The 25,254-nt window shown below is 70.4% G+C and carries 18 protein-coding genes; 8 read left to right on the top strand and 10 right to left on the bottom strand.

Translation table 11 applies throughout. From position 1 onward, the window contains the following. The first annotated feature begins 4 nt into the window (after window positions 1-4). The 3 genes from UA75_RS15060 to UA75_RS15050 are packed head-to-tail and all read left to right on the top strand — an operon-like array spanning window position 5 to window position 3,095. A complete protein-coding gene (locus tag UA75_RS15060) occupies window positions 5-1,117 on the top strand; it encodes a FecCD family ABC transporter permease (RefSeq protein WP_232237763.1) in 1,113 nt (370 codons plus the stop codon). Next, window positions 1,114-2,202, top strand: coding sequence for a FecCD family ABC transporter permease (locus UA75_RS15055; protein ID WP_198043029.1), 1,089 nt, complete (start codon window positions 1,114-1,116; stop codon window positions 2,200-2,202). The genes UA75_RS15060 and UA75_RS15055 overlap by 4 nt, the downstream gene beginning before the upstream one ends. Beyond that, window positions 2,199-3,095: an ABC transporter ATP-binding protein gene (locus UA75_RS15050; protein WP_083683209.1), complete on the top strand. Its 897-nt coding sequence runs from the start codon at window positions 2,199-2,201 to the stop codon at window positions 3,093-3,095. Before UA75_RS15055 ends, UA75_RS15050 begins: the two co-directional genes overlap by 4 nt. Before the next feature lie 56 nt (window positions 3,096-3,151). Here the strand turns inward: UA75_RS15050 and UA75_RS15045 are convergent, their stop codons facing one another. The 7 genes from UA75_RS15045 to UA75_RS15015 form a co-directional block, all read right to left on the bottom strand. Continuing rightward, on the bottom strand, window positions 3,152-3,772 hold the full coding sequence (locus tag UA75_RS15045; RefSeq protein WP_075740789.1) for an L-threonylcarbamoyladenylate synthase: 621 nt from the start codon (window positions 3,770-3,772) through the stop codon (window positions 3,152-3,154). Between the two features lie 405 nt (window positions 3,773-4,177). After that, on the bottom strand, window positions 4,178-5,386 hold the full coding sequence (locus UA75_RS15040) for a hypothetical protein (RefSeq protein ID WP_075740788.1): 1,209 nt from the start codon (window positions 5,384-5,386) through the stop codon (window positions 4,178-4,180). Between the two features lie 151 nt (window positions 5,387-5,537). Beyond that, window positions 5,538-7,433 (bottom strand): alkaline phosphatase, encoded by a 1,896-nt coding sequence (locus UA75_RS15035; RefSeq protein ID WP_075740787.1) that lies wholly within the window; start codon window positions 7,431-7,433, stop codon window positions 5,538-5,540. 587 nt (window positions 7,434-8,020) lie between these two features. Then, the gene (locus tag UA75_RS15030; protein WP_232237762.1) at window positions 8,021-8,977 is read right to left on the bottom strand and encodes a hypothetical protein; all 957 of its coding nucleotides are present in this window, start codon (window positions 8,975-8,977) and stop codon (window positions 8,021-8,023) included. Further along, window positions 8,974-10,353, bottom strand: coding sequence for a hypothetical protein (locus tag UA75_RS15025; RefSeq protein ID WP_232237761.1), 1,380 nt, complete (start codon window positions 10,351-10,353; stop codon window positions 8,974-8,976). Before UA75_RS15025 ends, UA75_RS15030 begins: the two co-directional genes overlap by 4 nt. Beyond that, window positions 10,350-10,658 carry a DUF6403 family protein gene (locus UA75_RS15020; protein WP_075740786.1) on the bottom strand — a complete coding sequence of 103 codons (309 nt, stop codon included), beginning with the start codon at window positions 10,656-10,658 and terminating at the stop codon, window positions 10,350-10,352. The genes UA75_RS15025 and UA75_RS15020 overlap by 4 nt, the downstream gene beginning before the upstream one ends. A gap of 423 nt (window positions 10,659-11,081) precedes the next feature. Continuing rightward, window positions 11,082-11,999, bottom strand: a complete 918-nt coding sequence (locus tag UA75_RS15015; protein ID WP_075740785.1) for a helix-turn-helix domain-containing protein — start codon at window positions 11,997-11,999, stop codon at window positions 11,082-11,084. A 158-nt stretch (window positions 12,000-12,157) separates the two neighbouring features. Between UA75_RS15015 and UA75_RS15010 the strand changes: the two genes are divergently transcribed. Continuing rightward, complete coding sequence (locus UA75_RS15010; RefSeq protein WP_075740784.1) at window positions 12,158-13,651, top strand: aldehyde dehydrogenase family protein; 1,494 nt, start codon at window positions 12,158-12,160, stop codon at window positions 13,649-13,651. 349 nt (window positions 13,652-14,000) lie between these two features. On the opposite strand, the gene UA75_RS15005 is transcribed toward UA75_RS15010, so the two are convergent. Next, window positions 14,001-14,219, bottom strand: coding sequence for a DUF2945 domain-containing protein (locus UA75_RS15005; protein WP_075740783.1), 219 nt, complete (start codon window positions 14,217-14,219; stop codon window positions 14,001-14,003). 640 nt (window positions 14,220-14,859) lie between these two features. On the opposite strand from UA75_RS15005, the gene UA75_RS15000 reads away from it, so the two are divergent. Together UA75_RS15000 and UA75_RS14995 are read left to right on the top strand one after the other, a co-directional pair. Next, window positions 14,860-18,801 carry a Dyp-type peroxidase gene (locus UA75_RS15000; protein WP_232237760.1) on the top strand — a complete coding sequence of 1,314 codons (3,942 nt, stop codon included), beginning with the start codon at window positions 14,860-14,862 and terminating at the stop codon, window positions 18,799-18,801. A 700-nt stretch (window positions 18,802-19,501) separates the two neighbouring features. Then, a complete protein-coding gene (locus UA75_RS14995) occupies window positions 19,502-20,674 on the top strand; it encodes a type I restriction endonuclease (protein ID WP_075740782.1) in 1,173 nt (390 codons plus the stop codon). 332 nt (window positions 20,675-21,006) lie between these two features. On the opposite strand, the gene UA75_RS14990 is transcribed toward UA75_RS14995, so the two are convergent. Next, window positions 21,007-21,828 carry a serine hydrolase domain-containing protein gene (locus UA75_RS14990; protein WP_075743823.1) on the bottom strand — a complete coding sequence of 274 codons (822 nt, stop codon included), beginning with the start codon at window positions 21,826-21,828 and terminating at the stop codon, window positions 21,007-21,009. Between the two features lie 196 nt (window positions 21,829-22,024). After that, entirely contained in the window at window positions 22,025-23,263 is a 1,239-nt protein-coding gene (locus UA75_RS14985) for a D-arabinono-1,4-lactone oxidase (RefSeq protein ID WP_075740781.1), read from the bottom strand. A 148-nt stretch (window positions 23,264-23,411) separates the two neighbouring features. On the opposite strand from UA75_RS14985, the gene UA75_RS14980 reads away from it, so the two are divergent. Both UA75_RS14980 and UA75_RS14975 read left to right on the top strand, forming a co-directional pair. Further along, window positions 23,412-23,807: an effector-associated constant component EACC1 gene (locus UA75_RS14980; RefSeq protein ID WP_075740780.1), complete on the top strand. Its 396-nt coding sequence runs from the start codon at window positions 23,412-23,414 to the stop codon at window positions 23,805-23,807. Window positions 23,808-23,813: 6 nt separating this feature from the next. After that, window positions 23,814-25,229 carry a caspase family protein gene (locus UA75_RS14975; RefSeq protein ID WP_075740779.1) on the top strand — a complete coding sequence of 472 codons (1,416 nt, stop codon included), beginning with the start codon at window positions 23,814-23,816 and terminating at the stop codon, window positions 25,227-25,229. Window positions 25,230-25,254 lie beyond the last annotated feature (25 nt).

The raw sequence follows: 25,254 nt of genomic DNA, 5'->3' as shown, positions 1-25,254 counted from the left end.
TGACGTGGCCTCCGTCTCCCCGTCGTCGAGCGCCTCGGTGACGAGTTCCTCGGCGACGAACCCCTCGACGACGTCCGCTCCGACCGCGTCCGCCCCGCCGCCGCGACGCGGCGGGGTTCGCGGCGGCGGCACCCGGCGGTACCTGCTGCTGCTCTGCGCGGGACTGGTGCTGCTGGCCTGCACGGTGCTCGCGAGCCTGGTCTTCGGCTCCAGGGTGACCACCCCGGCCGACGTGCTGTCGGTGTTCGACGGCACCGCCGACCCGTATCTGACCACGGTGATCGAGAGCCGGTATCCGCGCACGCTGCTGGGCGTCCTCGCCGGGGCGGGTCTCGCCGTCGCCGGAACCCTGCTTCAGGCGATCACCCGCAATCCGCTCGCCGAGCCGGGGCTGTTGGGCATCAACATGGGCGCGGCGGCAGGAATCGTGACGGCGACGATGTTCCTCGGCGCGCGGGCCGCCGTGACGACCGTGTGGTGGGCGCTGCCGGGTGCGATCCTGGCGGGTCTGCTGGTCTATGCGATCGGCGCGGCGGGCCCGGCCTCCGGGCTGGTCCGACTGGTGCTGGCGGGCGCGGTCGTCTCGGCCGTGCTGGGTGCCTACATCCAGGCGGTCACCCTGAGCCTGCCCGAGGTGTTCGACGGTCACCGGCACTGGGTGGTCGGATCGCTGGCAGGCCGGGACCTCGACGTGGTGCTGATGATCCTGCCGTTCATGCTGGTGGGAATGGCCTTGGCCCTGCTGTTGGGGCCCGCGTTGAACGCGCTGGCCCTCGGCGACGAGACTGCCTCGTCGCTCGGGGTCAACGCGACGCTGATTCGGGCGGGCGGGCTGGCCTCGGCCGTACTGCTCAGCGCGGCGGCCACCGCCGCAGCGGGCCCGATCGCCTTCATCGGCCTCGCCGTGCCGCACATCGGGCGCGCCCTGGTGGGCATCGACTTCCGACGACAGATCCCCTGCGCGCTGCTCCTCGGACCAACCATGCTGCTGGCCGCCGACGTCGTGGGTCGCGTCCTGCTGCGCCCTCAGGAACTCCTGGTCGGCGTGGTGGCGGCCTTCGCAGGGGCCCCGTTCCTGTTGCTGGCGGTACGCCGGATGAAGGGGGGCGCCTCGTGACACGTCACCGAGCGACCGCCGAACCGGTCGGGCAGGCACGGCCGGTGCGGATCGATCCCAGGCCCGTGCTGCGACTCGGCCCGGCTGTGACGCTGCCGGTGCGGCCGAGGTCGTTGCTGCTCGCGCTGATCCTGGTGCTGGCGACCCTGCTCGCGGGCGCGGCGACTCTCTCACTCGGGCGGCTCGGCGTCCCACTCTCCGACCTCTTCGCCGCGTTCACCGGTCGGCTCGACGCGCAGACGGCGTTCGCGCTGGAACGCCTGCGGGGGCCTCGCCTGGTCGTGGCGATCGGTACCGGGATCGCCCTGGGCATGGCGGGGGCGTTGTTCCAGTCCGTCGCCCGGAATCCCCTGGGCAGTCCGGACGTGATCGGCGTCGGAGCAGGCGCGGGAGCGGGTGCGGCGTTCTTCGCCCTCCTGGTTCCCGGCCTGCTGCCCGCGTCGGTCGGCGCGGTCGTCGGCGGGGCGGCTGCGGTGCTGCTGGTGTACGTGTCGACGGGCACCGGCTTTCGTGAACCCGGTCGCCTGATCATCGCCGGGATCGCCGTCGCCGCGATGGCGACCGCGTTCACCCACTACGTCGTGTTCGTGGTGGCCCGTGATCGGGCGTCGGTGCTGGCCGCATACCTCAACGGCAGCCTGTCGGCCCGGTCGTGGGAGCACGCCGCGACCATCGGCATCGCGCTCGCGGTGACGGTGCCGTTCGTGGCCGTCCTGGCAGGCCGGATCGCGGTGACCGAGATGGGCGACGAGCTGGCCGACGGATTCGGGGCCCGGCCGCAGGCGACCAGGGCATGGGCGGTCGTGCTGTCGGTGGTCTTGTCGGGGGCTGCGGTCAGCGTCGCGGGGCCGATCTCGTTCATCGCACTGACCGCGCCGAACATCGCCAAGCGGCTCTCGCGCAGCCCGGGCCCGAACCTGGCGCTGTCCGGCCTGACCGGCGCGCTGCTGCTCGTGCTCGCCGACCTCATCGCGCAACACTCCCCGCTGGGCGACGGGCTTCCGGTGGGGATCTTCACCATGGGAATCGGCGGGCTGTACCTGGGACTGCTGTTGATCCGCGAATGGAGGAAGGGCACGCTATGACTCCCCAGCACGGCCGCACCACGCGGCGGGCGCGGGTCGACGCCCGTGGCGCCGTTCCGTCCGACGAGTCCGATCACGAGGACGTCTGGTGTCTGCGGGCCGAGGGCATCACGCTCGGCTACGGCGGCGGCGAACCCGTGGTGCGGGATCTGAGCCTGGACATCCCGCGCGGCGGACTGACGGTAGTCATCGGGCCGAACGGCTGCGGCAAGTCGACCGTCCTCAAGGCGCTCGGTCGGGTGGTCGTGCCGTCCGAGGGCGACGTCCTCCTGCACGGCAGAAGCCTGCGGCGGTATCGCGGCAAGGCGGTCGCGCGTCGGCTGGCGCTGCTGCCGCAGACGCCGATCGCGCCGGAGCGGATCACGGTCCGGGACCTGGTGGGGCGTAGTCGCTATCCGCATCACTCGCTGCTGCGGCAGTGGAGCGACGCCGACGACGACGCGGTGGCCGAGGCGCTGGACCGCACCGGCCTGACCGACAGCGCGGACCGACAGGTCGGCGAGCTGTCCGGCGGGCAACGGCAACGGGCCTGGTTCGCGATGGTGCTCGCGCAGGAGACCGACATCGTCCTGCTGGACGAGCCGACGACCTTCCTCGACATCGCCCACCAGTTCGAGCTGCTGGAGCTGTGCGCACGACTGCATCTGGACGGCCGCACCATCGTCGCGGTGCTGCACGACCTGAACCAGGCCGCGCGGTATGCCACCCACCTCGTCGTGATGGCCGGAGGCCGCATCGTCGCGCAGGGGGCTCCGGCCGAAGTGCTGACCGCCGAGCTGGTCACCGAGGTCTTCGGCTTGGCGTGTGACGTCATCGTCGACCCGCATGCCGGGACCCCGCTGGTCATCCCGCTTCCCCGAGCGCGAGGGCCGCTGGCCGACGCGAGGGACTGACGGACGCCCCGCAGCGGCGCCGTGCCGCAGCACGGGCGCCGGGGCGGCCGACCGGGCTACTCGAAACGGCTCGGGTCGCCCGCGCCGCGTCGCACGATCACCGGCTCGTCCTCGGAGAAGTCGATCACGGTGGTCGGCTCTGTGCCGCAGTCGCCGGAGTCGATCACCGCGTCGACGACGTGATCGAGCTCCTCCTTGATCTCCCAGCCCTGGGTCAACGGCTCCTCGTGGTCGGGCAGCAGCAACGTGCTCGACAGCAGCGGCTCGCCGAGTTCGGCCAGCAGCGCCTGGGTGACGACGTGATCGGGAATCCGGACGCCGACGGTCTTCTTCTTGGGGTGCAGCAGCCTGCGCGGCACCTCCTTGGTGGCGGGCAGGATGAAGGTGTAGCCGCCGGGCGTCGACGCCTTGACCGCACGGAACACCGCGTTGCCGACGTGGACGAACTGGCCGAGCTGCGCGAAGTCGCGGCACACCAGCGTGAAGTGATGCCGGTCGTCCAGCCGTCGGATCGACTTGATGCGATCGAGGCCGTCGCGGTTGCCGAGCTGGACGCCGAGGGCGAAACAGGAGTCGGTGGGATAGGCGATCAGGCCGTCGGAACGCACGATGTCGACCACCTGGCCGACGGTGCGCCGTTGGGGGTTCTCCGGGTGCACGTCGAAGTACTTCGCCATCCGGGGAGTCTAGGGCCGCCGCACACGGGCCGGTCGAGGACCGGCTGCGCGCGGCACCGGGGTACGGCGGTGCCGGGTCACCCGTCCACGGCCTGAGGCTGGGGCGATGCGGCCTCGAAGGCGGCGTCGGACGGTGTAGATGAGGGGTACCAGCGACACAGCCAGCGGGAAGGGACCCCGCGACGGGTCGACGACCGGGTCTGCCGGGGCGGGACGGGCAGCCCACTCCGACATCCGCCGCGTCGGCTCAGCGTGGGGCGGCGACCGTCCGCCATGGACGAATCGGTGTCACGACGCGGGAGGGTGTCGACGCCCGGCAGCACGGAACCCGCCGCCCCGACGAGGCCGGGTCAGGTGCAACCGCCGTCGCAGCCCCGGCGTTGCCGAGGTGGCGCCGTCGGCGCCCTAGGCCTGCTCGCCCGCGCGCGCGGCCGCCAGCGCCTCGGCCACCCTCGCCTCGACACGGGCCTCGGCCCTGGCCTGTCCGCGTCGTCGGGCCACCCGCCACCAGAGCACGACGCCCGCCACGGCGAGCAGGACCAGAAGCTGGGGCCAGGGCAGCACCCAGGTCGAACTCGACGCCGACGCGCTCGTCAGCTCGGCGTCGACGACGTCCTCTCCGACGACGAGCGGGGTGACCTCGACTCCGGTCGTCAGGCTGCCCAGCGGCCAGACTCCGTCGACGACGACGCTGCCCTGCATCGACCGGCCGGGCAGGATCTCCCGGATCGCCTCGGGCTCGGCGTTGCGGCCTCCCCAGCCGAAGGGTCCCTGGACCGCCACGGCCTGATCAGCGCCGATCCGGACGTTTCCCGCATTGACGATCGTGTAGTCGACCCGCATGCTGCCCGGCGCGAAGGGGTTCCAGGACGGCATCGAGGTGATCTGGACGTCGTGGACGGCGAGACTCGGCACCACCTCGCCCGCGACGCGCAGGTGAATCCGGGCCCCGACCCTGGTCGTGAAGGCCATGGCGTCGCCGTCGGTGCGCAGCGTCGCCGTGATGCCCGCCGGATGGTCACCCGGTGTCGCGTCGGCAGGCGGGGCGATGACGACGGGCACGGTCGTCGAGGAGTCCGCGTCGATCTCCAGAACCACCGACTCGCCGGGGTCGTTCCCGTCGAGCGAGATCCAGGAGCCCGGACCTGCGACGGCGGCCGCAGCGGACTCCGAGTCGTCACCTGCGGGTTCGGCGTCCTCAGGGAGCAGATCGAAGCGGCCGTCGGCGGTCACGACGCCGTCGCCCGCGTGCACCTCGAACGTCGCCGGGTGGGGACTGAAGTTCGTGACCACCACGTGATCAGAGACCTCGCCGCCGGGCTCGACCTCGTGCCGGAAGGAGACCCGGCCGTCGGGCGCCTCGCCGTCGGAGGGCTCGACCGCCCAGGTCGTCCTGGCCTGCCCGTCGGACTGGGCGGGGACCTCGACGGGAGTCCGTGCCGATGCGATCACGGGCGGCGTCACCGTCATCGCGGCGATGAGCAGACAGGCTGCCGACGCGATCCGCTGTATCGCCGTCCTCGGCGGGCGCGGCGAACGGCCGTCTGCGATGCGGGGGTTGATCGTCGGCCTCGCGGCGGAGGCACGGCCGGGTCTGGGGTGAGCGGCGGTCATCAGGGCGTGTCCTTCTCCGGGAGCGCCCTGCGGAGCGGGCGAGAGGAAGAATCGACATCCCCAGCCGTCGACGGACCCGAGGACCGTCGACGGCTGAAGAGTGCATCGGGGAGACGGCCTCGCCGAGGAGATCGACGAGGAATCCGCCAGGTCAGTCGACGGGGAAGAGCGACACGGTCAGGCTGCCCTCGTAGTCGCCTGCTCGGGTGTCGACCGGCACCTCCAGCGCGAGGTCCGCGCTGATCTCGGTGGTGCCGAACCGAGCGTCGGCGACCGCGGAGGCGAGCGTCGAGGACTCGGCGAGGCCGGGGCCGCCGTCGAGCACCGTCGACACCGGGGAACCGACGGTCACGCCCGGCTTCTCGGTGACCAGGCCGGGCGTCCAGCCGACGTGCCCGGCGCGGATCACCTGCGGGCCCGAGGTGAGCGCCGCCGAACGGCCGGTGACCGTCCAGCCGCCGTCGCCCACCATGTCCTGAGGCCGTGAGTCAGTGACCGACACGGTCGGCAGGGTGCCGGTGGAACGGAGCCGGTCGCCCGCGTTGCGGGCCTCGCCGAGCTGGATCGCGTCGCCGTAGTCGGCGACCGACAGGGTCAGCCTGCCCGGCTCGGAAGCGTCCTGCCCCGGCACGGTGGCCCGCATCGGGATGCCGTCGTCCTCGGGTCCGTCCGCATACCCCCAGGCCTCGAACGCCACCCGAGCGACGTCGATGTTGTCCAGGTAGGCACCGCGCACCGGGTCGGTCCCGGTGGCCGAGGCGGCCAGGGCGTCCGAACCCGCGCCCTTGGCGAAGAGCGGGACGAGCTGATTCGTGTGGTTGCCGGAGAACCATGCCTGGTCGGGAAGCTGTCCCTTGGCTCCGGTGATCGGCGTCCAGGTCGGGTCGGACCGGCTGCCGTCGAGGTAGCCGGTCTCGTGGTCGGCGGTCACGATGACGAGGGTCTCGTCCCAGCTGCTCTCGGTCTCGACCCAGTCCACGACGGTCTCGACCGCGCGGTTGAAGTCGACCGTCTCCTCGATGTTGCGGGTCGTCTCGTTGGCGTGACCGGTCCAGTCGATGGCCCCGCCCTCCACCATCAGGAACAGGCCGTCCTCGTCCTGGCCGAGGACGTTGAGCGCGCCCTGGGTCAGCGTCGGCAGATCGGGGACGTCGTTGGCCGGGACCTCGAAGGGCAGCACCCCGTCGACGTCACCGGAGCGCGCCTGCTGAAGGGTGGAGGCGACCTGGGTCAGGCCGAGGTACTTCTCCGGCAGCCGCTCGCCCGCCGCGATCGCCTCGAAGTCCGCCTTGTCCTCGACCAGCTCGAAACCGGTCTGGCCGTCCTGCAGTCGGTTCCAGCTGCGCTCGCTCAGGTAGTCGTGGCGCGGCGTGTCCAACAGCTGGTTGTCGTCGTCGTAGAGCGGGTGACCCGCACCGACGATCACGTCCAGCGGCCCGGCGATCATCTCGTCGGAGATGTCGTGCAGGGCGTTGCGATTGCCGTTGTGCGCTCCCCAGGACGCCGGGGTGGCGTGGGAGAACTGCACCGAGGTCACGACGCCGGTGGCCTTGTCGATCTCGGCGGCACGCTCGGCGACGTTCTTGACGGCGTTGCCCTCGGTGTCGAGGCCCAGGACGCCGTTGTTCGTCTTGACGCCGGTGGCCAGGGCGGTGCCCGCCGCAGCCGAGTCGGTCGCGCCCTCGGAGATCCAGTCGAAGTCCGACCAGGCCGCGGTCGGGTCGTACTCCGCCCGCCCGTTGGCGGCGTGCGTGGACATGCCGACCTGAACGGGAAAGGACTCGTACACCTGGGACGGCGTGCCCGGCAGATGCTCGATGGTCCCGGCGGCCGGGTCCACGGCCACCTGGTGGTTGCTCGTGCCGTGTTCGTAGAGGCTCGCGGCGTCGACATGGTTGTAGCCCATGCCGTCGCCGATGAGGATGATGATGTTCTTCGGCCCGTCGGAGTCCGCCAGCGCGGGACTCGTCGCGCTCAGGGTCAGACCGACCATGGTGATGCCTGCGCCTGCAAGGGAGAGCAGACGTCTGGGGGTGCGTTTCGTCATCGTCTCGTTCCTGTCGGAAACCTCCGAGGGCCTGTACCCGGTGGGTACCGGCCGGAACAGAGCCAATCGGCCGAACCGAGCGAGGACGTGAACCCCCGAAGACACGGGTGGGAAATCGCGGCGACTTCTCCCCCATCCCTACCCGGTCACCAGCGGGAAGGGAACCACCGCGCGTCATCCGTCCGATGTCGACCTGGCCTCCGGAGTCGGCCCGACGACGGGTGAGAGTCACGAAAGCCGCGCGGACCGGGCGGGGCCGATGCCGGGCTGGTGTCGTGGCCGTGCGGTTCCCCGCCGCCCATCAGAGGATCGTCGGCTCCACCCGAGACGCGGGAGCGGAGACGCCGTCGGCAGGCTCGGCCGAGCGTGACCGCGACCCGCCGTGCGAGTCTCGTCGCCCACCGCCGCAGCCGTCGACGATGCAACCACTGCGCAGGGGCACCCGGCCCGGCCCTGCGCGTCGACTCCGGAGGAGATCGTCCGTCGACGACGGCCGCCGAGGAGGCGAGACTCGCGGCCTGCCGAGCGGCGGGGTGGCAGGGCGACGCCGCCCCGCACCCGAAGACCGGTCGCGGGGCTCGACGTCCTCAGCGGTCGCGCACCCGCAGGAAGGCCAGGGACCGACACCGCGCGGTCATCGCCTCCACCCGCGCCACCAGCTGCTCGACGTTCCGGCCCGACCCCGCGTCCAGTCTCGTGATCTCGGTGAGCAGTTCGGTGTAGTCCGAGACCACCCGCCGGTACCGGGCGGCGAACTCCCGTCGTTGCGCCGCGGTCTGTCGGGAGACCGGCGCCTTGCCGCGCCCCGAGCCGCCCGTGACCAGGACGTACTGCCTGTCGAGTTCGAGAATCTGCCCCGCCAGGACGCTCGCGGCAGCGGTCAGCTCGCTGCGTGCGTCGTCGACCGCCTCCCGACGACCCCGCCGCAGCACCGCAGACCGACCCGTCCGATAGGCGGTCACGTACACCAGTGCGGAGCCGAGCACGACCGCCGCGACCGCCGCGCCCGCGACGAGGTACCGGGGTAACGACGGACTGATGGTCCGCGCACCGTCCGGTACGGTCCCGGCCCGCACCAGCCCGTCATAGTTGATCGCGATGAGCTTCATCGCCTCCAACGGCTGGTCGACGAACTGGTCGATGCCGCTGCCGATCGTCATCTCCGCGACGAACGCCCGGCCGAAGTTCTCGTCATCGGCGTCGGGAAGCAGCGCGCAGCCATAGGTGGCGAACTCGTCGTCGTCCCGACTGATCATCAGCACCACGGTGCCGTTGGCCGCGCCGCGCACGCTGTGACAGCCCTCCCGCAGATCGGCTCCGGGCTCCAGGACCCCCACCGCCACCCGGCGATTGCCGAGGATCCGCTCCGCAGCGTCCTCGTCCAACTCGACGCCGGGTGCCGCGTAGACCGAGGAGGTGCGAAGGTCCCTGGCGAGGGGACCGTCGAGGATGCCGCCGGACCAGAGTGCCCAGCCCGCGAGGATCAGCAGGCCGAGGACGGCGAGCGTGAACCGTGAGTCGGAGAACCCGTGACGCCGCCTCATACCGGCCTGCCCTGCAGATAGTCGTCGGGCCGATAGTCGTCTCGCCCCATCGCCGTGGCGGTGTCGTCGAACTCGACCTCGGCCTTGTCCAGCAGCTCGTGGACGTGCCGCTCCGGCAGGTTCTGCCTTAACGCCTCGCGCGCGGCATGGAGTTGACTGATCCCCCTGGTCAGCGAGGGATCGCTCGTCTCGTCGGTCAGCGCGGACACCTCGACGGCCAGGGTGGTGAGGCCGGCCAGCCTGGCGGGCGCGGCGGTGTGGCGGACCCGGTCGCCTGCGGCTGTTCCGGCCGAGACCGGCCGCCGCAGCAGCCGAGACGACAACACGAGGAATGCCAGGACGCAGACCACGAACAGCCACGGCAGGGCGGGCAGCGCGACCCGCAGCGGATCGAAGGGCTGGTACGGCAGCGGGCGATCGAACAGTCCCGCATACCGCACGTCGGTCACCCGGTTCAGGTAGACGAAGAGGATGTTGCGCTGGGGGTAGGCGTAGGTGCTGATGCGCTCTTGGAACCGGCTGTAGACGCTCGCCGCGACCACGTCGCCGAAGTCCTCGGCGCCAGGGCCGTGGTACTCGATCCAATAGCCGTACATCACCACGATCGAGGTGTCGGGGAAGAGCTCCGCGAGCGCGGGTCCGTACCGCGCCATCGGCTCCCCGAAGGACTGCCGGGGAAAGGCGACGTACAGGGCGCCGTCCGGGAACGCCGATGCCGAGGCCTCCGCCGGGACGTCGGTCAACGTCGCACCCTCGGCGATGTACACCCCGCTCGCGCGCAGGTCGGCCGCGACCTCGGCCAGCTCCGCCTCGCTCGGCTCCCGCACCTCGAGCGGATCGCCGGGCTCATCGGGGCTCGGCTCCTCCTGCAACGCGGCGATCAGGGCGATCAGCATGCCCGTCACGTCTCCGGTGGCGAACTGGACCTGCCACTCCGGCAGGGTGGTGGTCGACACCCCGTACATCCCGCCGGACACCTCGGTGCCCAGCACCCGGATCGTCGCGTTCTCCACCTCGCGCACCCTGTCCTGCTCCGCCTCGTCGAGGCCGGGGGGTGCGACGAGGATGCGCACGTCGGAGTCGCCGATCGCCTCATCGACCCGGGTCTGGTCCCACTCGGCGATCGAGCCGGGCAGCCGCACCACCGGGTCGGCTCGCACCAGCTCCGTCATCTCCTCGACGGAAGGGACTCCCACGTCGCCGAGTTCCCCCGCCGAGCCCTCCTCGACGGGAGTCGACGAGGAGGGCGACTGCCCGTAACTGACGTCGATGCGCTGCTGCTGGGCGAAGAGGAAGACGATGAGGATGACGGCGGCGGCGGCGAGCGCGCCCCATCGCAGCGCGCCATGCCACCGGGACAGCACTCGTCCGATCACGGTCGCTCACCCCGCCACAGCCGGTCCGCCCGTCGGGCGTGTTCCGTCGCCGTCGACGCCGCCGCCACCCCGCCGTGCTCGGCGGCGATCAGCTCGGCGCGCAGGAGCAGGTCCTCCGCCTCCGGGACCCGCGTGACGGCAGCGTCCCGGCTCACGGCCGCGCTCGCGATCGCCGCCCGTGCCGTGGACCAGGACAGCCGTCGTCGCTGCCGCCTGCCCCGTGATCGGGGCAGCAGCGCCGAGGCGAAGCCTGCGGCGAGCAGCACCACCACACCGACAGGCCAGATCAGCCAGCTCAAGGACACGTCACCTCCACCCCAGGGTCGCGCAGCGCAGTCGAGTACCGCTGCGCTGAACCGAGTTCACCCGCGATCAACCCGTCGGCCCACGACGACGCTCGGCTGTTCGCACACCGGCGACGCCTGGCGTCTCGGCGGAGCAAGGCACCTGACCTGCGCTCGAGCGGGAGCCTCTCACGGTCGGCCTGCCGAACAGCCCGGTTCGAACGATTCGACGGCGTTCTGTGTCCGGACCGTCGCCGGAGACCTCCGTCGGGTGCGATGCGGACACCCGCCAGTCGCCGTACGAACACGACAGGTCACCGGCGTCGGCACTCGGGCTCCGGTTCGTACACCGATGCGCGGCCCCGATCGGCCACCCCGGCTGCCAGGAACCGTCCAGCCCGAGAAGAGGCCACGTCGGACCGTGTCGCCTGTTCCGGGTGCGGTTCAGTCCCGTTCGGAGCCGACCCGCGGGCCGAGCCCGAGGACCTCGGTGGCGACTCCTCGGGACGGTGTCGGCGGCGGGGAGAGCAGTCCTGCCAACAGTTGCAGCCGCTCGGCATCGGCGCTGTCCGGAACGGCGGTATAGGCCATGAGCACCGGTCCGGGGCGCCCCGGCAGCGGATAGGCGTCCCAGTCCAGCGTCAGCCCGCCGACCATCGGATGCCGGAAGGTCTTGGTGCCTCGGGTCTGCTCCCGAACGTCGTGCCGAGCCCAGAGCCGCCGGAAGTCCTGGCTGCGGACGCTCAGGTCGCCGACCAGCCTGCGGGCTCGAGGGTGATCCGGATCGGCGGCGACCGAGGCACGCAGCATTCCGATGTACTCGATGGCACTGGCCTCCCAGTCCGGGCAGACCTCCCGGGCATCCGGGTGGTGGAACAACGCCGTCAACACGTTCCGCTCGTGGCGGGCGGACCCGTCCAGGCCGCCGAAGAGGGCGCCTGCCAACGGGTTCCAGGCGAGTACGTCGAGATGACGCCCCAACACCATCGCGGGTCCGCTCATGGTGTGCAGCAGTCGTCGAGTCGTCTCGGGCACCTGCTCCGGTGACCGCCTGCTGCGTTCGGGCCGCACCGGACGTCGGACGGCGCGCGCGAGGGTGTGCAGGTGCCGAGTCTCGTCGTCGGTCAGCGCCAAGGCCCTGGCCAGCGCGTCGAGCACCTCGTCAGAGGGCCGAAGATGCCTGCCCTGCTCCATGCGCTGGTAGTAGTCGGTGCTCACCCCGGCCAGCAGGGCCAGTTCCTCCCGGCGCAGGCCGACGACCTTGCGGCGCGGACCCGGTTCGAGCCCGACGTCCTGTGGACGCAGGCGGGCACGGCGCGCGCGGAGGAACTCGGCGAACTCACGGGTGTCTCTGTCGTCCACACCCGCCACTGTCCTCTCGCCTGCCCCGCCGTGGGTGGGACCGGCGTTCCTAGGCAGGAAGTGCCGACCCGGCGTCGGCCAGAGGTCCGCAGAGTCGACGTCGAGCCGCGAACCCGATTCCGGCCCGATCCGCCCAGCTCGCACCACCTGGAGACGTCGTGACCACTCCCCCGTTCCTCGACGCGGCGACCCCGCGACCTCGCCCCGCGTTCCTCGACGACGGCCCGCACGGCCTGTTCATCGGCGGGCGCCTGCGGCCTGCACAGACTCAGGAGACCTTCCCGACGATCGATCCGACCACCGAGACGGTGCTGACCGCGATCTCGGCCGCAGGCACCGCCGACGTGGACGCCGCCGTCGCCTCGGCGCGGGCCGCGTTCGAGGCCCCGTCGTGGTCGGCGATCAGCCCACAGGCCCGGAGCAGACTGCTGTTCCAGATCGCCGACGTCATCGAGGCGCACCGCGAGGAACTCGCGACGCTGGACACCCTCGACATGGGTGCTCCGCTGGCGGGGAGCCTGCTGATGGTCGACCACGCGGTGGAGGTGTTCCGCCACTACGCGGGCTGGCCCACCAAGATCTACGGCCAGACCGGCCCCGGGGACCCGTCCCGACTGGACTATGTCCTGCGGCAGCCGCTCGGGGTCGTCGCGGCGATCACCGCCTGGAACGGCCCCATGCTCCAGACGTCGTGGAAGCTCGCGCCCGCGCTGGCCACCGGCAACACCGTGGTCCTGAAGCCCGCCGAGCAGAGTCCCCTGAGCGCGCTGCGGTTCGCGGCGCTGCTCGCCGAGACGGACCTGCCCGCCGGAGTGGTCAACGTCGTCACCGGCACCGGGCCCGTCACCGGCGCCGCCCTCGTCGCGCACCCTGGTGTGGACAAGGTCTCCTTCACCGGATCGGGGCCGGTCGGCAAGCGCATCCTGACGGCCTCGGCGGACACCCTCACCCGGGTCACCCTCGAACTGGGCGGCAAGTCGCCGACCATCGTGTTCGCCGATGCGGACCTGCGGGCCGCCGCGGCGACGGCGGCACTGGCGTTCTGCGGCGGCAGCGGCCAGGGCTGTGTCTCCGGCACTCGCGTCCTCGTCCAAGAGCCGGTCCGAGAGCAGTTCGGCGAACTCCTGGCCGAGGAGCTCGGCCGTTACGTTCCCGGTGATCCGTTCCATCCCGACACCGTCATGGGGCCGATCGCCCACCGAGAGCACTTCGACCGGGTCGTCTCCTACTTCGACGTGGCACGCGAGGACGGCGCCCGTATCGCTCTCGGCGGTCGACCCCTCGGTGAGACCGGGCTGTTCCTTCCGCCGACCCTGATCGAGAACGTCACCAACGACATGCGCATCGCGCAGGAGGAGATCTTCGGTCCGGTGGCGGCGATCATGTCCTTCACCGACGCCGACGACGCCGTCCGGCTGGGTGACGACACGGTGTACGGCCTCTCCGCCTCCGTCTGGACTCGCGATCTGTCCACCGCGCACCGCACCGCCGCGGCGTTGCGCGTCGGCACGGTCTGGGTCAACACCTGGGGCGAGATGACCAGCGGCACCATGCCCTTCGGAGGCTTCAAGGAGTCCGGCATCGGTCGCGAACACGGCACCGACGTCCTGGACGCCTACACCGAGACCAAGGCGGTCATGATGCGTCTCTGACCAGCGCGCCGATGCACCGCGCGTTCTGGTGCACCGCTCGCGGTGCGGCGTATGTCGCGGCGGCCTGGTTCATCGCCGCAGGCCCGACGTCGACGGCCTTGGGGAGCACCCGGCGATCAGCGCCGTCCTCCCCGAGGCTGTGCGGCAGGCAACGGAAGGGTCGCTTCGATCGCTCTCGACGCCGATACCGCCGTATCGAGTCGCTCCGACTCCCCGGTCGACGGATGGCAGCACGACGACCGCGCGTGAGGTCCGTGGCAGTCCCGTCACGAACGGGTGTGCCGGGCGCAGTGCGTGACCTCGGGTTCGACCGTCCGTCCAGGATGACGCGAGCTGACACCCCACCGCATCACGAACGTCGCCTGCGCAGTGCGTCCGGCCGATGCACGGCGTCCCGCCCGCTCTTGGCACTGCGCACGCGGTACTGCGGGTCGTCCGCCGAGGCACGCACGGTGCGCCCCGCCGCCTCGGTGTCGTCGGTGATCTTCTCGCGCACTTCGCCCGCCGCCGTACTGCCGTGGCTGCTCCACTCGACGGCGTCGCCGGGCGAGAACTCCTGTCGTGCCATGATCCGTCCCTCCTCCTTCTGGTCGTCGCTCGTCTCCTCGGCTACCCGGCCTGCGCGAGGGCGAATCCGGGCACCGCAGCAGCCGGGCCGGGCGCGAGCTCGCCCGTCGACATCCCTGCACCGATGACCGGGCGGCGGATTCGGATCGAGGCGTCGAGCAGAATGTGAATAGGAATCACGGATCAGATCACCCGGTCAAATCCCCCGACCGAGGGATGACACGGCGACGGGCCGACGACTAACTTGTCGGTTGCCTGACCTACGCACGGGAAACACTATTACAAGTAAGAATCTTCCCTTCTCGCGTCGCCGCTTTTCGGAGGAACCCGATCGCCGTCGTCGCCAGTCTCGACTGTCCGTCCGACGGCACGGCCGCTTCCTCGGCGCAAGCCTCGCGATGCCGTGCCACCTCGTCGTTCGCCCGGTAACGCGCGCCGACTCGTGAGCACTTGCCCGGACACCGAACTTCGGAGTGTCCGGCCCGACCCGAAGACAACAACCAGATTCATTTTCTGTGCGTTCTCGCTCCGCTGCGCATTTCAGACGTTCCCTCCAGGCGGCGACTCGACGCATTCCACCCGATCCGTGTCCGCGTGATACGCGGACGCCGCCGCAGCCCTGCGACGAGAAAGGTTCCCCCGTGCCCGATTCATCGACCAGCACCGACTCGGCGCAGACCACCGTCCCCAGCCCCCGCCCAGGGCCGACAGCCCGCCCCGTTCCCCCGGAGAACGTGTTGGAGGGACACGAGGTCTGGCGACATGTCCAGCCCGGCCTGGTCTATCCGTCGCCGCACGCCCTCTTCGCCACCTTCTGGCGAGCGCCGAACGGCTCCCCCGTCACCAGAGCACTGCTGTCCGGGGTGATGTCCACGGTCCGCGAGACGATCCACGAGCGCTACGGCGACGCCAACACGACGGCGGTCGTCGGCGTCGGTTTCCGGCTGTGGCTGGAGATCTGCGAGCAGGAGGGCGTCGCACCGCCGACGGGCATGACCATGCTCTTCCCCTCGGCGTCGAGCGACGCGGGCAGCACCTCGGACGTCTTCGAGCGATCCCGTGGCACCTTCGCCGATTCACAGGCCGATCTGTGGTTCCACCTGAAGTCAGACCGCGACGGCGACTGTGCCGCCGTGTTCGAACTGGTGTCAGAGCTGCTGGCCGACAGCGGCTGCGTCGACCCGGCTCGGACCGTGTCCCAGGAGGCGGCGACGAAGTCGGTACGCAAGGACAAGCTCGGCGGGAAGGTGCTCGGCTGTCGATTCTCCGAGAACCTGAACAACCCCACCGATCCGGTGACCATCGAGGGCCACACGATCGTCGGCAACGAGGACCCGGCGTACGCGGGATCCTCCTTCGTCCTCGCTCAGCGTTTCGCCTTCAACTGGGACCACATCCTCAACATGGGTCCGGACCAGATCGAGGATCTCGTCGGCCGCACGGCCGAGGACATCATCGTGCCGACCAGGGACGAACGCAGCCACATCAAGTGCTCCCGAGCGCAGGGCGACGCGGGTGACACGATGCGAATCCTGCGGCTCGGCCTGCCCTACGGCACCTCCGACGCCGTCAGTCGCGACGACCTGCGCCGTAAGGGTGCGAGCCTGCGTGACGAGCACGGCGTCTACTTCGCGGGCTACGCCAAGGACGTCCGCGTCCTGGAATCGATCATGTCCACCCAGATCGGCGACCAGCCGGGATACATGGCCGACCGCCTGTTGACCTCCGCACACGCCGACATCGGCGGCTTCTACTTCATTCCGAGTCAGACCGCCCTGGAGCTGGCGCCCATCACTCTGGCGAACCTGTCCGACGTCGGCTGGGACGAATTCCCCGGTATGGACTGGAATCGCCTCGACCGCCATTTCACCGAGCGGTCGCGCAACGGCTACATGTACTACAACCACCGCGACTACCTGTTCCGCATGACCACCATGGCCGGGGACGATCGGCAGCGTTTCCTGCCGCCGTCCAAACGAGTGCTCCGGCTGCTGAGCAAGACCTTCTCCCGCTGGCAGGACAACTGGTACTTCGACCGCGTTCAGCCGGAGCCGGGGCACCTGTCGGTCCTCGTGGCGAAGGAGTTCGGTGCCGAACGCGCGGCGGAGATCATGAACCGCCCGGTGACGGAGCGTATGGGCTGGGCCGTGAAGCTCAGTCTGGGCAGTGTGTTCGCCAGCAAGGAGTACGGCTTTCGAGGACGCACGACCGACGCGGCGGGCAACTGGGTGAACGGCGCCGACACCTATCACCTCGATCCACTGGAGATCATCGTCGGCGGCATGCCCGCTCTCGGGCTCGGCCAGGGCAAGTACGTCGTGGACTACATCCGGCAGGACGAGAAGCTCGGCAACTTCTTCCGCAACCTCGGTCATGCCTCCGGGGTCGGACACGTCGTCCCCGACTACCAGCGGCTGCTGGACCACGGGCTTGGCGGACTCATCGACGACGTCGCGACCCGGCTGGCCGAAGCGACCGATGAACAGAAGCGGCAGTTCTACCTCGCCACCCGCCTCGCGTTGGAGGGGGTCCAGGCACACTGCCTGGCCTTCGCCGACCTGGCAGCGGACACCGCAGCGGAGCTGCCCGTCTCCTTGGAGACCGAACGGCGCAACCTCACCGACGTCGAGGCGAGGATGCGGAGGCTCGCCGTGAATCCGCCGGAGAGCCTCGTCGAGGCCACCCAGTTGATCTTCACCCTGCACTCGTGCCTCCACCTGATCGGAGAACCGACGGCGATCGGCAGGCTCGACCAGCTCCTCCAGCCCTTCTACGATCGCGATCTCGCCCTGGGCGAGATCGACGACGACCAGGCACAGGAGATCATCGACTGCCTGTGGGTCAAGCTCGGCGAGAGCGTGCTCTGGAACCGCATGTTCGTCGACGATCACCAGCCGGACGGCAACATGGCGATGGGCGGCGCGGCGGGGAACTACCCGCAGGGCGGGTCCAACAACCAGTGGGTGCAGCAGATCACCGTCGGCGGCACGCTGGCCGACGACGAGCCGGGGGCAGGCAGGCCCGCCTACAACCGCATGACGATGCTCTGTCTTCGGGCGGCCCGCCGACTGCCGTTGAACGCGCCCTGCCTGTCCCTCCGAGTGCGGTCCGACATTCCGCAGGAGTACCTGGACGAGTCGGCACTCGCACTCATCAGCGGCGGTGCCCATCCGATCCTGATCAACGACGAGAAGGTCATCCCTGGACTCGTGCGCAGCGGGGAGGACATCGGCGCGGGCCGAGGGCCGACGGAGTTCACCCCGGTGGCCGAGAAGGCGGGGGAGAAGTGGCGCAGCACCGTGCCGCTGAGCGTCGCGCGAGACTACGCCTGCGACGGCTGCTACGAACCGCAGTTCGTGGGGAAGAACTGGTTCACCCTCGGCAACGTCAACACCCTGCAGGTCCTGGAGGCCACCCTCAATCAGGGCAAGTCGTGGCTGACGGCGGGACCGATGTTCTTCCGAGGCCAGCGGGTGTCGTTCACCTCGCCGAAGCCCGGTGAGATCGCCTCCTTCGACGAGGTGCTGGACCTGTTCTTCACCCACCTGTCCTGGATGTACGCCAAGCAGGCCGACGGAATGCTGGGACTGTACGGGCAGATGAGCGACGTGTGCCCGTCCCCGCTGCTGTCGGTCTTCGTCGACGACTGCGTCGAGAAGGGCATGGACTACTACGCGGGCGGCGCCCGCTACAACGTGATCGCGCCCTGCTTCACCGCGCTGCCCAACGCCATCAACTCGCTGTACGCCGTGCGGCGCCTCGTCTTCGATCCGACGACGGCGGTGACCTCCCTGCCGGAACTCGTCGAGGCGCTGATGTGCGACTGGGGCGAGTCCATGGTGGAGCCGTTCGTCAGCACACTGGCGGGCGAGGGCCGGATCGCCGAACGCGCCGAACGCTTCCGTGACATCCGAGCGGCCGCGCTGGTGCTGCCGAAGTACGGCCGAGGGAATCCGGAGGTCGACTCCTTCGGGAACGACTTCCTCCAGCGGATGTCCACGACGGTGCTGGGCGTGTTCACCGATCCCGCCGCCCCGACCGCGCGCACCATGGTCGAGCTGGCCGGGCGGTACGGCACGGCCGAACATCCCTTCGGTCTCCAGATGCAGCCTGGGGTCGGCACCTTCGAGAACTACCTGGAGTTCGGTGCCGCTGCGGGGGCGTCGGCGGAGGGACGCCGTGCCGGCGAGCCGCTGGCCACCGATCTCAGCCCCACGCCCAGTCCCGGTGACCGGCCCGTCGACCATCAGGATGCCGAGTTCCTGACGGTGTTGAAGAGCCTCAGCGGCGCGGGTTCCGCCGAGCTCTGGGACACCGCGCCCACCGACTTCAACATCAGGGAGGACTTCGATCTCGGTGTGCTGAAGGAGGTCCTTCGTACCTTCGCGCAGGGCGCCGGGTCCAATCTGCTCACCGTGACCTGTGCGAACCCGGAGACCTTCGCCGCGGCCTGCCGTGATCCGGAGAAGTACGACCTCCTCCGGGTCCGGATGGGCGGCTGGTCGGAGTTCTTCATCTCGATGTTCCCCGAGCACCAGCGCACCCACGAACGCAGGCCGTTCAGCGTCGAGCCGATGCGGTAGCCGCCGTCGGGTGCATCGGGGCGGCGGCCGTGTCCCCCACCGGACCGCCGCTTCCCCGATCACCTCACTCGCCGGGCGGAGAGCGGGTAGGCGCAGATCGCGTCCTGCGGTGTTGCCCTCGGCGTCGGGGCGCACGACCCACCGCGAGTCGACAGCCTCCGACTGCTGGTCGGAGAGGCACCCGTCCGCCGACCGGGTACGCACAGTGGCCCAGCTCTCGCCGTCGTCGTAGGACACCTCCACCGTCAGCTGGGTGACGTCCCCGGTGGCATCGTCGACCCGTTCCGAACGGCGACGCGATCGCGCCCGCCTCCCCTCCCCTCGCATCGCAGATCAGCAGGGCGGCCGAGGCGACCGGCTCACCGCGGGCCCGTCACTCGCCGGGGAACGTCGTGCCGTACCGGCTTGTCCCGACATCGGTCGGACAAGCGGAGTCTGTCGAGTCGGTGTCCGTTCCAAATCCGAGGGGCCGGCCGCCTCATCGGTCGGGAGCGGCCTCCTCGCCGAGCGAGAACCGGCGATGACACGAATACGAAACAGCCCGGTGACAGAGCGGTCGACTTCGCTAACACCGGGCCGCGCACTCTCGATCCAGCTCGTGCAGTTGATCGAAGGCCATCCCGCCGCGAATACCGGATTCCCGCGACGAGAGAACCGACGCACTGCGCGAGCTCATGTTCCCGGCGAGAGGATCAGCGGCATGGACATTGCGGAGCGGACGCAGGAACTGGCGCTGAAGGTCCATCAGCACAAGGGGAGCGTCGAGACGGAAGAGGCGACGAAGAATGCCTTCGTCATGCCCTTCATCAGCTCCGTTCTCGGCTACGACGTCTTCAATCCCGCCGAGGTGATCCCGGAGTTCACCGTGGACGTCGGGATGAAGAAGGGCGAGAAGGTCGATTACGCCATCGTGCACGATGGCGAGGTCCAGGTGCTCGTCGAGGCCAAGAAGGTCAACGACCCGCTCCGCATCGAACATGCCTCGCAGCTGTTCCGGTACTTCGCGGTCACGAACGCACGAATCGCAATCCTGACCAACGGCGAGACCTACCACTTCTACACCGATCTCGACGCACCGAACCGGATGGACGACAAGCCGTTCCTGATCTTCGATCTCACCGACATCGACGAGACGCTGTTACCGGAGTTGGCGAAGCTGACCAAGGAGTCCTTCGATCTGGACTCCGTGATCAACGCCGCGGGCGAACTCAAGTACGTCGGAAGGATCAAGCGGGTCCTCGCCGCGCAGTTCACCGAGCCCGACGACGAGTGGGTTCGGTTCCTGACCACTCGCGTCTATGAACGCTCGTTCACGCAGCGCGTCCGTGATCAGTTCCTGCCGCTGGTGGACAAGGCGATGCGCCAGTTCCTCACCGAACAGGTCAACGATCGTTTGAAGACGGCCCTCGGCTCCTCGGGCGGATACGTCAGCGGCCGGGTCGCCCCGTTCGACGACATGGGTGCGGCGGACCTCGGCGGGCCGACGATCACCGACTCCGGCGAAGCGCCTGCGGACGTCGACGAGGAGGCAGGTGAGGCACGTCGCGGCATTCTCACGACCGAGGAGGAGCTGGAGGGCTTCCGCATCGTCCGGGCGATCGTGTGCAGCGAGGTGCAAGCCGCTCGGATCACGGCTCGAGACACCAAGACGTACTTCGGCGTGCTGCTCGACGACAACAACCGCAGACCGATCGCGCGACTGTGGTTCAACAGGTCTCAGAAGTACCTCGGCGTGTTCGACGCGGCGAAGAACGAGACGCGCATCCCGATCACCCACGCCGAGGAGATCTACCAGCACGCCGATCAACTGCGTGCGACCGTCGCCCGCTATCTGACGGGTTCGAACGGCGCGGCAGGGTCGAGCGCCGGGTAGCCCGCCGACACGAGCCGCCCGATCGCCGCCGCACCGAAGGTGCGGGTCTCCACGTCACCGGCTGCCGCGCCGTCGGCAGGCGGCGATACGCCCGACGAGTCCGGGGCGGCAAGGCGGCGGCGTGCCGCACTCGCGTCGCGGAAGGTCGATCATCCGAGCCGACTCGGACGTCTCGCAATGGTGGCACAGCGATCGGTGCGGACCGGCTCAGTCGCCGAGCCGCCCGCGACTGGTCTCGACTCCGTACGGAGCGACGCCGGACCGTCGACCGGCCGAGCTCGGCGCAGCGGCTCGCTCAGCCCGCGCGCTGAAGACCACCAGGTCAGGAGGCCTCATGATCGCCCACGCAGTTCGGTGACCAGTGCATCGTTGAACTCGGACCAGGCCCGGATCGCCCACCGGCCGAACACGCGGTCGGTCAGGGCGATACAGGCGACCTTGAGCACGGGGTCCACCCAGAGGAAGGTGCCGGACTGACCGAAATGGCCGAACGTCGACGGCGAGGTGAGCGTCCCGGTCCAGTGCGGCTCCTTGCCGTCGCGCAACTCGAAGCCGAGGCCCCAGTCGTTGGGACGCTGCATCCCGTAACCGGGCAGCACTCCGTCCCGGCCGGGGAACGCCACGGTGGTCGCCTCGCTCACCAGCTCCGGTGACACCAGCTGCGGCGACTGCAGTTCCGCGGCGAATCGGACCAGATCGGCCCCGCTGGCGACGGCTCCCGCCGCCGGGCTGCCGGCCAACACCGTGCTCGACATTCCGAGCGGCTCCAGCACCGCCTCGGCCAGGTACGACGCGAAGGAGATCCCCGACGCCTCCTCGACCGTCGCCGTGAGCAGGTCGAACCCGCCGTTGGAGTAGACGCGTTTCGCGCCGACCTCGGCGACCGTCGTGCCGCCCTCGAAGGCGAGGCCCGAGGTGTGGGCGATCAGGTGGCGCAGCGTCGAGCCTGCCGGGCCCGCGGGGTGATCCCACTCCACCGCGCCCTCTTCTACGGCGATCAGCACGGCATAGGCCGTCAGCAGCTTGGTGACCGAGGCGAGCGGGTACACCCGGTCCAGGTCGCCGTACTGCCCCAACAGCGCACCGTCGGCGCCGACCACCGCGATCGTCGCGGTGTCCACCGGCCACTCGGCCGCGATCTTCGGGCTCGTCAACTGCTGCAACCGCTCCACGCGACAGACCCTACGAGACCGGAGCAGGCTGGACCGCCTGCCCCCGTCTGCGGACGCCCACCGCGCCGGGTTGCCCGGATCCGACGGCGACAGCAGCGAAGCCGTCGGCGCCTCCGCCCACCGATCGCCTCGTCCCGGGACACGCCCGGCCGTCGGCGAGCCGCAGGCTCGGCGAGCGTCAGCCGAACCAGCCCTCGACGAGGTCGTTGCGGAACCTCCTCGTCGGGTCGTGCCTGTCGAGGAGGGCACGGAAGTCGTCCCAGCGCTCGTATCGGGCGCGCAGCACCTCCGGAGGCAGGGCGAACAGCTTCCCCCAGTGCGGCCTGGTCGCCCACGGCGCGAGGGCCTCCTCGATCCGCAGCACGATCCGGCCCACCGCTGCGGCGTCGGGCCGCCAGGTGAAGTGCACCGCCACGCTGGGTCGTCGGTAGGTCGGGCTCAGCCAGTGCTCGTCGGCGTCGATGGTGCGGATCTCCGAGGTCAGCAGCACCGGGGCGAACTCGGCGTGCAGGTCTGCCAGCGCGCGGAGCGCCTCGGGAGCGTGCTCGCGGGCGACGAAGTACTCGGACTGCAGCTCCGCTCCCACGCTGGGGGTGAAGTCCGCCCGAAAATGCGGCAGCCGTTCGTGCCACGGGCCGGGCTCGCCGAGTTGGGTCGTGCAGTGGTGCGCGGGCTGGCCGGGCACGGGGTGGCGGGGCTCGGTCGCCTCGCGGGCGCCGGTCCAGCGCAGGTCGGCGGACGGGTCGCCGGTGCGCACCTTGGTCCACACCTCCGCCGTGCCGCTCCAGGTGGTGAACGCGCTCACGCTGTAGGCACAGGAGAGCACCGCGTCGAGATTCGTCACCAGCGCCTCCCACGGCATGTCCTGGAAGACGCGCTGTGCCACGTCGAACGCCGGACACACGGCCAGCTCCATCGCCACGACGACGCCCAGCGCGCCGAGCGACACCACCGAGCCCGCGAAGTCCTCGTCCGTGGTGTCCAGCCGCAGCGTCGAGCCGTCGGCAGTGACGAGGTCCACCGATCTGACCAGGCCCGCGAGGGAGCCGATCGCCGTACCCGATCCGTGGGTCGCGGTGGCGCAGGCCCCGGCGGCCGTGATGTGCGGCAGGGACGGCAGGGCGGGCAGCGCCACGCCGTGGGCGTGCAGCCGGGCCGCCAGCTCGGCGAGCCGCATGCCTGCGCCGACGCGCACGGTGTCCTGGCGAAGGTCGAACACCGCAGGCAGGTCGTCGAGCGAGATCAACGTCCCGGTGGTGTCGGCGATCCGGTTGAAGGAGTGGCCCGCGCCCACCACATGGGCCGAGCGGGAGCCGGTCACCAGCTCTCGAACCTGATCGACGGAACGAGGCGACTCGACCCGGTCCGCGGCGAAGGTGACGCTGCCCGACCAGTTGGTGCGCGTGGTGATGGTCACCGCCGTGATTGTGCCGCGTGGCGGACGACAGGTCGACCCGTCCGCGTGAACGACGTCCGCCCGCCGATCTCGACGAGCCTGGCCCCCGACTCCGTCGCGGACGAACTGTTCGAAGCCGCCTGATCACCCACGGTGGCATGATGACCTCATGCACCCGATCGACCGCTCCGCCGACGCGATCGCCCCTGCCGCGCTGAGTCTCGCCGTGCGCGGACCCGGGATGTCGGACCAGCTGGGCGCACTCCGGAACTGGCTGGTTCGGGAGAACGCGCTGCGGGGCAGACTCGAGCTCCGGCGCCGCCCCGGCGCCGAGGGCGAGATGGGCGCGCTGGCAGACGTCCTGCTGGTGGCACTCGGCGCCGGGGGAACCGGCGCGGTGGTGGCCCGGTCGATGTCGACCTGGCTGGTCCAACGCCGATCCGACGTCACCATCACCGTCACGGCGCCGGACGGCCGACAGGTCCACGTCGACGTGCAGCGGGCGCGGAATCCGGTGGCGGTGATCCGCGAGGTCGAACAGCTGACCGCACCCGAGCGGGAGTGAAGGCGCATGGCCGACATCTGGTTCGCCGACGGCGGCGCCAGCCGGGTGGTCCTCATCGGAGCGAGCGCCTTCGGCTCCGACGACCTCCCTCCGATCCCCTCGGTGCGCAACAACCTCGCCGACCTGCAGGCGGCGTTCCGCGACCCACTGCGCGGTCTGTTCGGCAGCGACCCCGATGAGCACTGCGTCGTACTCGACCTCGACGAGGCAGGCCGGACAGACACCGCGCACGTCGGTGCGACGCTGTCCCGCGCGGGCAAGGAGGCCGTCGACCTGCTCCTGGTCTACTACGCGGGTCACGGCATGCTCGACGACGACGGCGCGCTCTATCTGGCCGCCGCTCATACCGATCCGCAGCTGTTGGACTTCACAGCGCTGCCGCTGGACGTGATCAAACGCGGTCTGAGCCGGTCGCGGGCGCGAGCACGGGTGCTGATCCTGGACTGCTGCTTCTCGGGTCGAGCGGTCAACGCCATGGCGAGCCCGGCAGCCCTCGTGGCGGGCCAGCTGGACCTCGAGGGCACCTACATCCTCACCTCTACCACCGCGACCACTCCCTCGCACGCGCCACGGGGGCACCGCAACACCGCCTTCACCGCGGCATTGCTGCGGGCGCTCTCCGCACCGACCCCGTTGACGATGGACGAGATCCACCGGCACGCCGAGAGCGAACTCGGCGCGCTGGGCAGGCCGCTCCCCCAACGTCTCGCCACCGGCGGCGTCAGCAGGCTCGCCCTCACTCGAGGTCCGACGTCCGCACCCGCCGGGAAGGCGTACGCCTCGCGCCCGCGTCGTCCGCTGCCTCGTACGCTCGGCAGGACGCTGGCAGCGGCGGCGATCGCCGGAGCGGCCCTGATCGGGCTGGCCGTCCTCCAGCAGACACGACAGTCGCCGCTCGGCAGCGTCGATCAGTCGACGCTGCCGGACGTCCCGCCGTCGTCGGAGCCCGGTTCGCCGCGTTCCGACCGCCCGTCGGGGACACCGACACCGAGCACGTCACCGCCCGATCCACGGGAACTCGTGGTCCCGCTGTTCGGCACGAACGAGACATCGGACGGCGCGGTCACCATCGGGGTGACGGCCGCCCTCGGGATGACCAGTCAGGACGGCTCGAAGTATGCGGCGGGCGGGGCGACCGGGCCCGGCGGCGGCGGAGTCGCGGTCAGCGCCGACGACAGCACCGGAAGCAGCACCACCGGGTTCGTGGACTTCTTCGTCGAGGCACCGGGTGAGACGTGTACCGCGTTGGGACTGGCGATCGGTCAGTCGACGGTCGTCCCCGGCGGCGACGAGAACTGGATCGAGATCGTCGTCGTCGGCATCGCCGACCTGTCCCGACGCGGCGCGGAGAACCTGCCCGTGACCTTCCACGTGTCGCAGCAGGCGGGTCCCGAACCGGTGGCCGACAAGATGTGCACCTGAGCCGGCGGCAGCGGAACCGACGCCG

The organism is Actinoalloteichus sp. GBA129-24 (assembly GCF_001941645.1).
Lineage (GTDB): Bacteria > Actinomycetota > Actinomycetes > Mycobacteriales > Pseudonocardiaceae > Actinoalloteichus_A > Actinoalloteichus_A fjordicus.
Note: the sequence above shows the minus strand (reverse complement) of the source record. Positions and strands in the feature narration are given on the sequence as shown.

Excerpts from the sequence above, each read along its gene's own strand:
- UA75_RS15050 (WP_083683209.1), top strand. The coding sequence starts at position 2,199 with ATGACTCCCCAGCACGGCCGCACCACGCGGCGGGCGCGGGTCGACGCC.
- UA75_RS15045 (WP_075740789.1), bottom strand. The coding sequence starts at position 3,772 with ATGGCGAAGTACTTCGACGTGCACCCGGAGAACCCCCAACGGCGCACC.
- UA75_RS15040 (WP_075740788.1), bottom strand. The coding sequence starts at position 5,386 with ATGACCGCCGCTCACCCCAGACCCGGCCGTGCCTCCGCCGCGAGGCCG.
- UA75_RS15035 (WP_075740787.1), bottom strand. The coding sequence starts at position 7,433 with ATGACGAAACGCACCCCCAGACGTCTGCTCTCCCTTGCAGGCGCAGGC.
- UA75_RS15030 (WP_232237762.1), bottom strand. The coding sequence starts at position 8,977 with ATGAGGCGGCGTCACGGGTTCTCCGACTCACGGTTCACGCTCGCCGTC.
- UA75_RS15005 (WP_075740783.1), bottom strand. The coding sequence starts at position 14,219 with ATGGCACGACAGGAGTTCTCGCCCGGCGACGCCGTCGAGTGGAGCAGC.
- UA75_RS14995 (WP_075740782.1), top strand. The coding sequence starts at position 19,502 with ATGGACATTGCGGAGCGGACGCAGGAACTGGCGCTGAAGGTCCATCAG.
- UA75_RS14980 (WP_075740780.1), top strand. The coding sequence starts at position 23,412 with ATGCACCCGATCGACCGCTCCGCCGACGCGATCGCCCCTGCCGCGCTG.
- UA75_RS14975 (WP_075740779.1), top strand. The coding sequence starts at position 23,814 with ATGGCCGACATCTGGTTCGCCGACGGCGGCGCCAGCCGGGTGGTCCTC.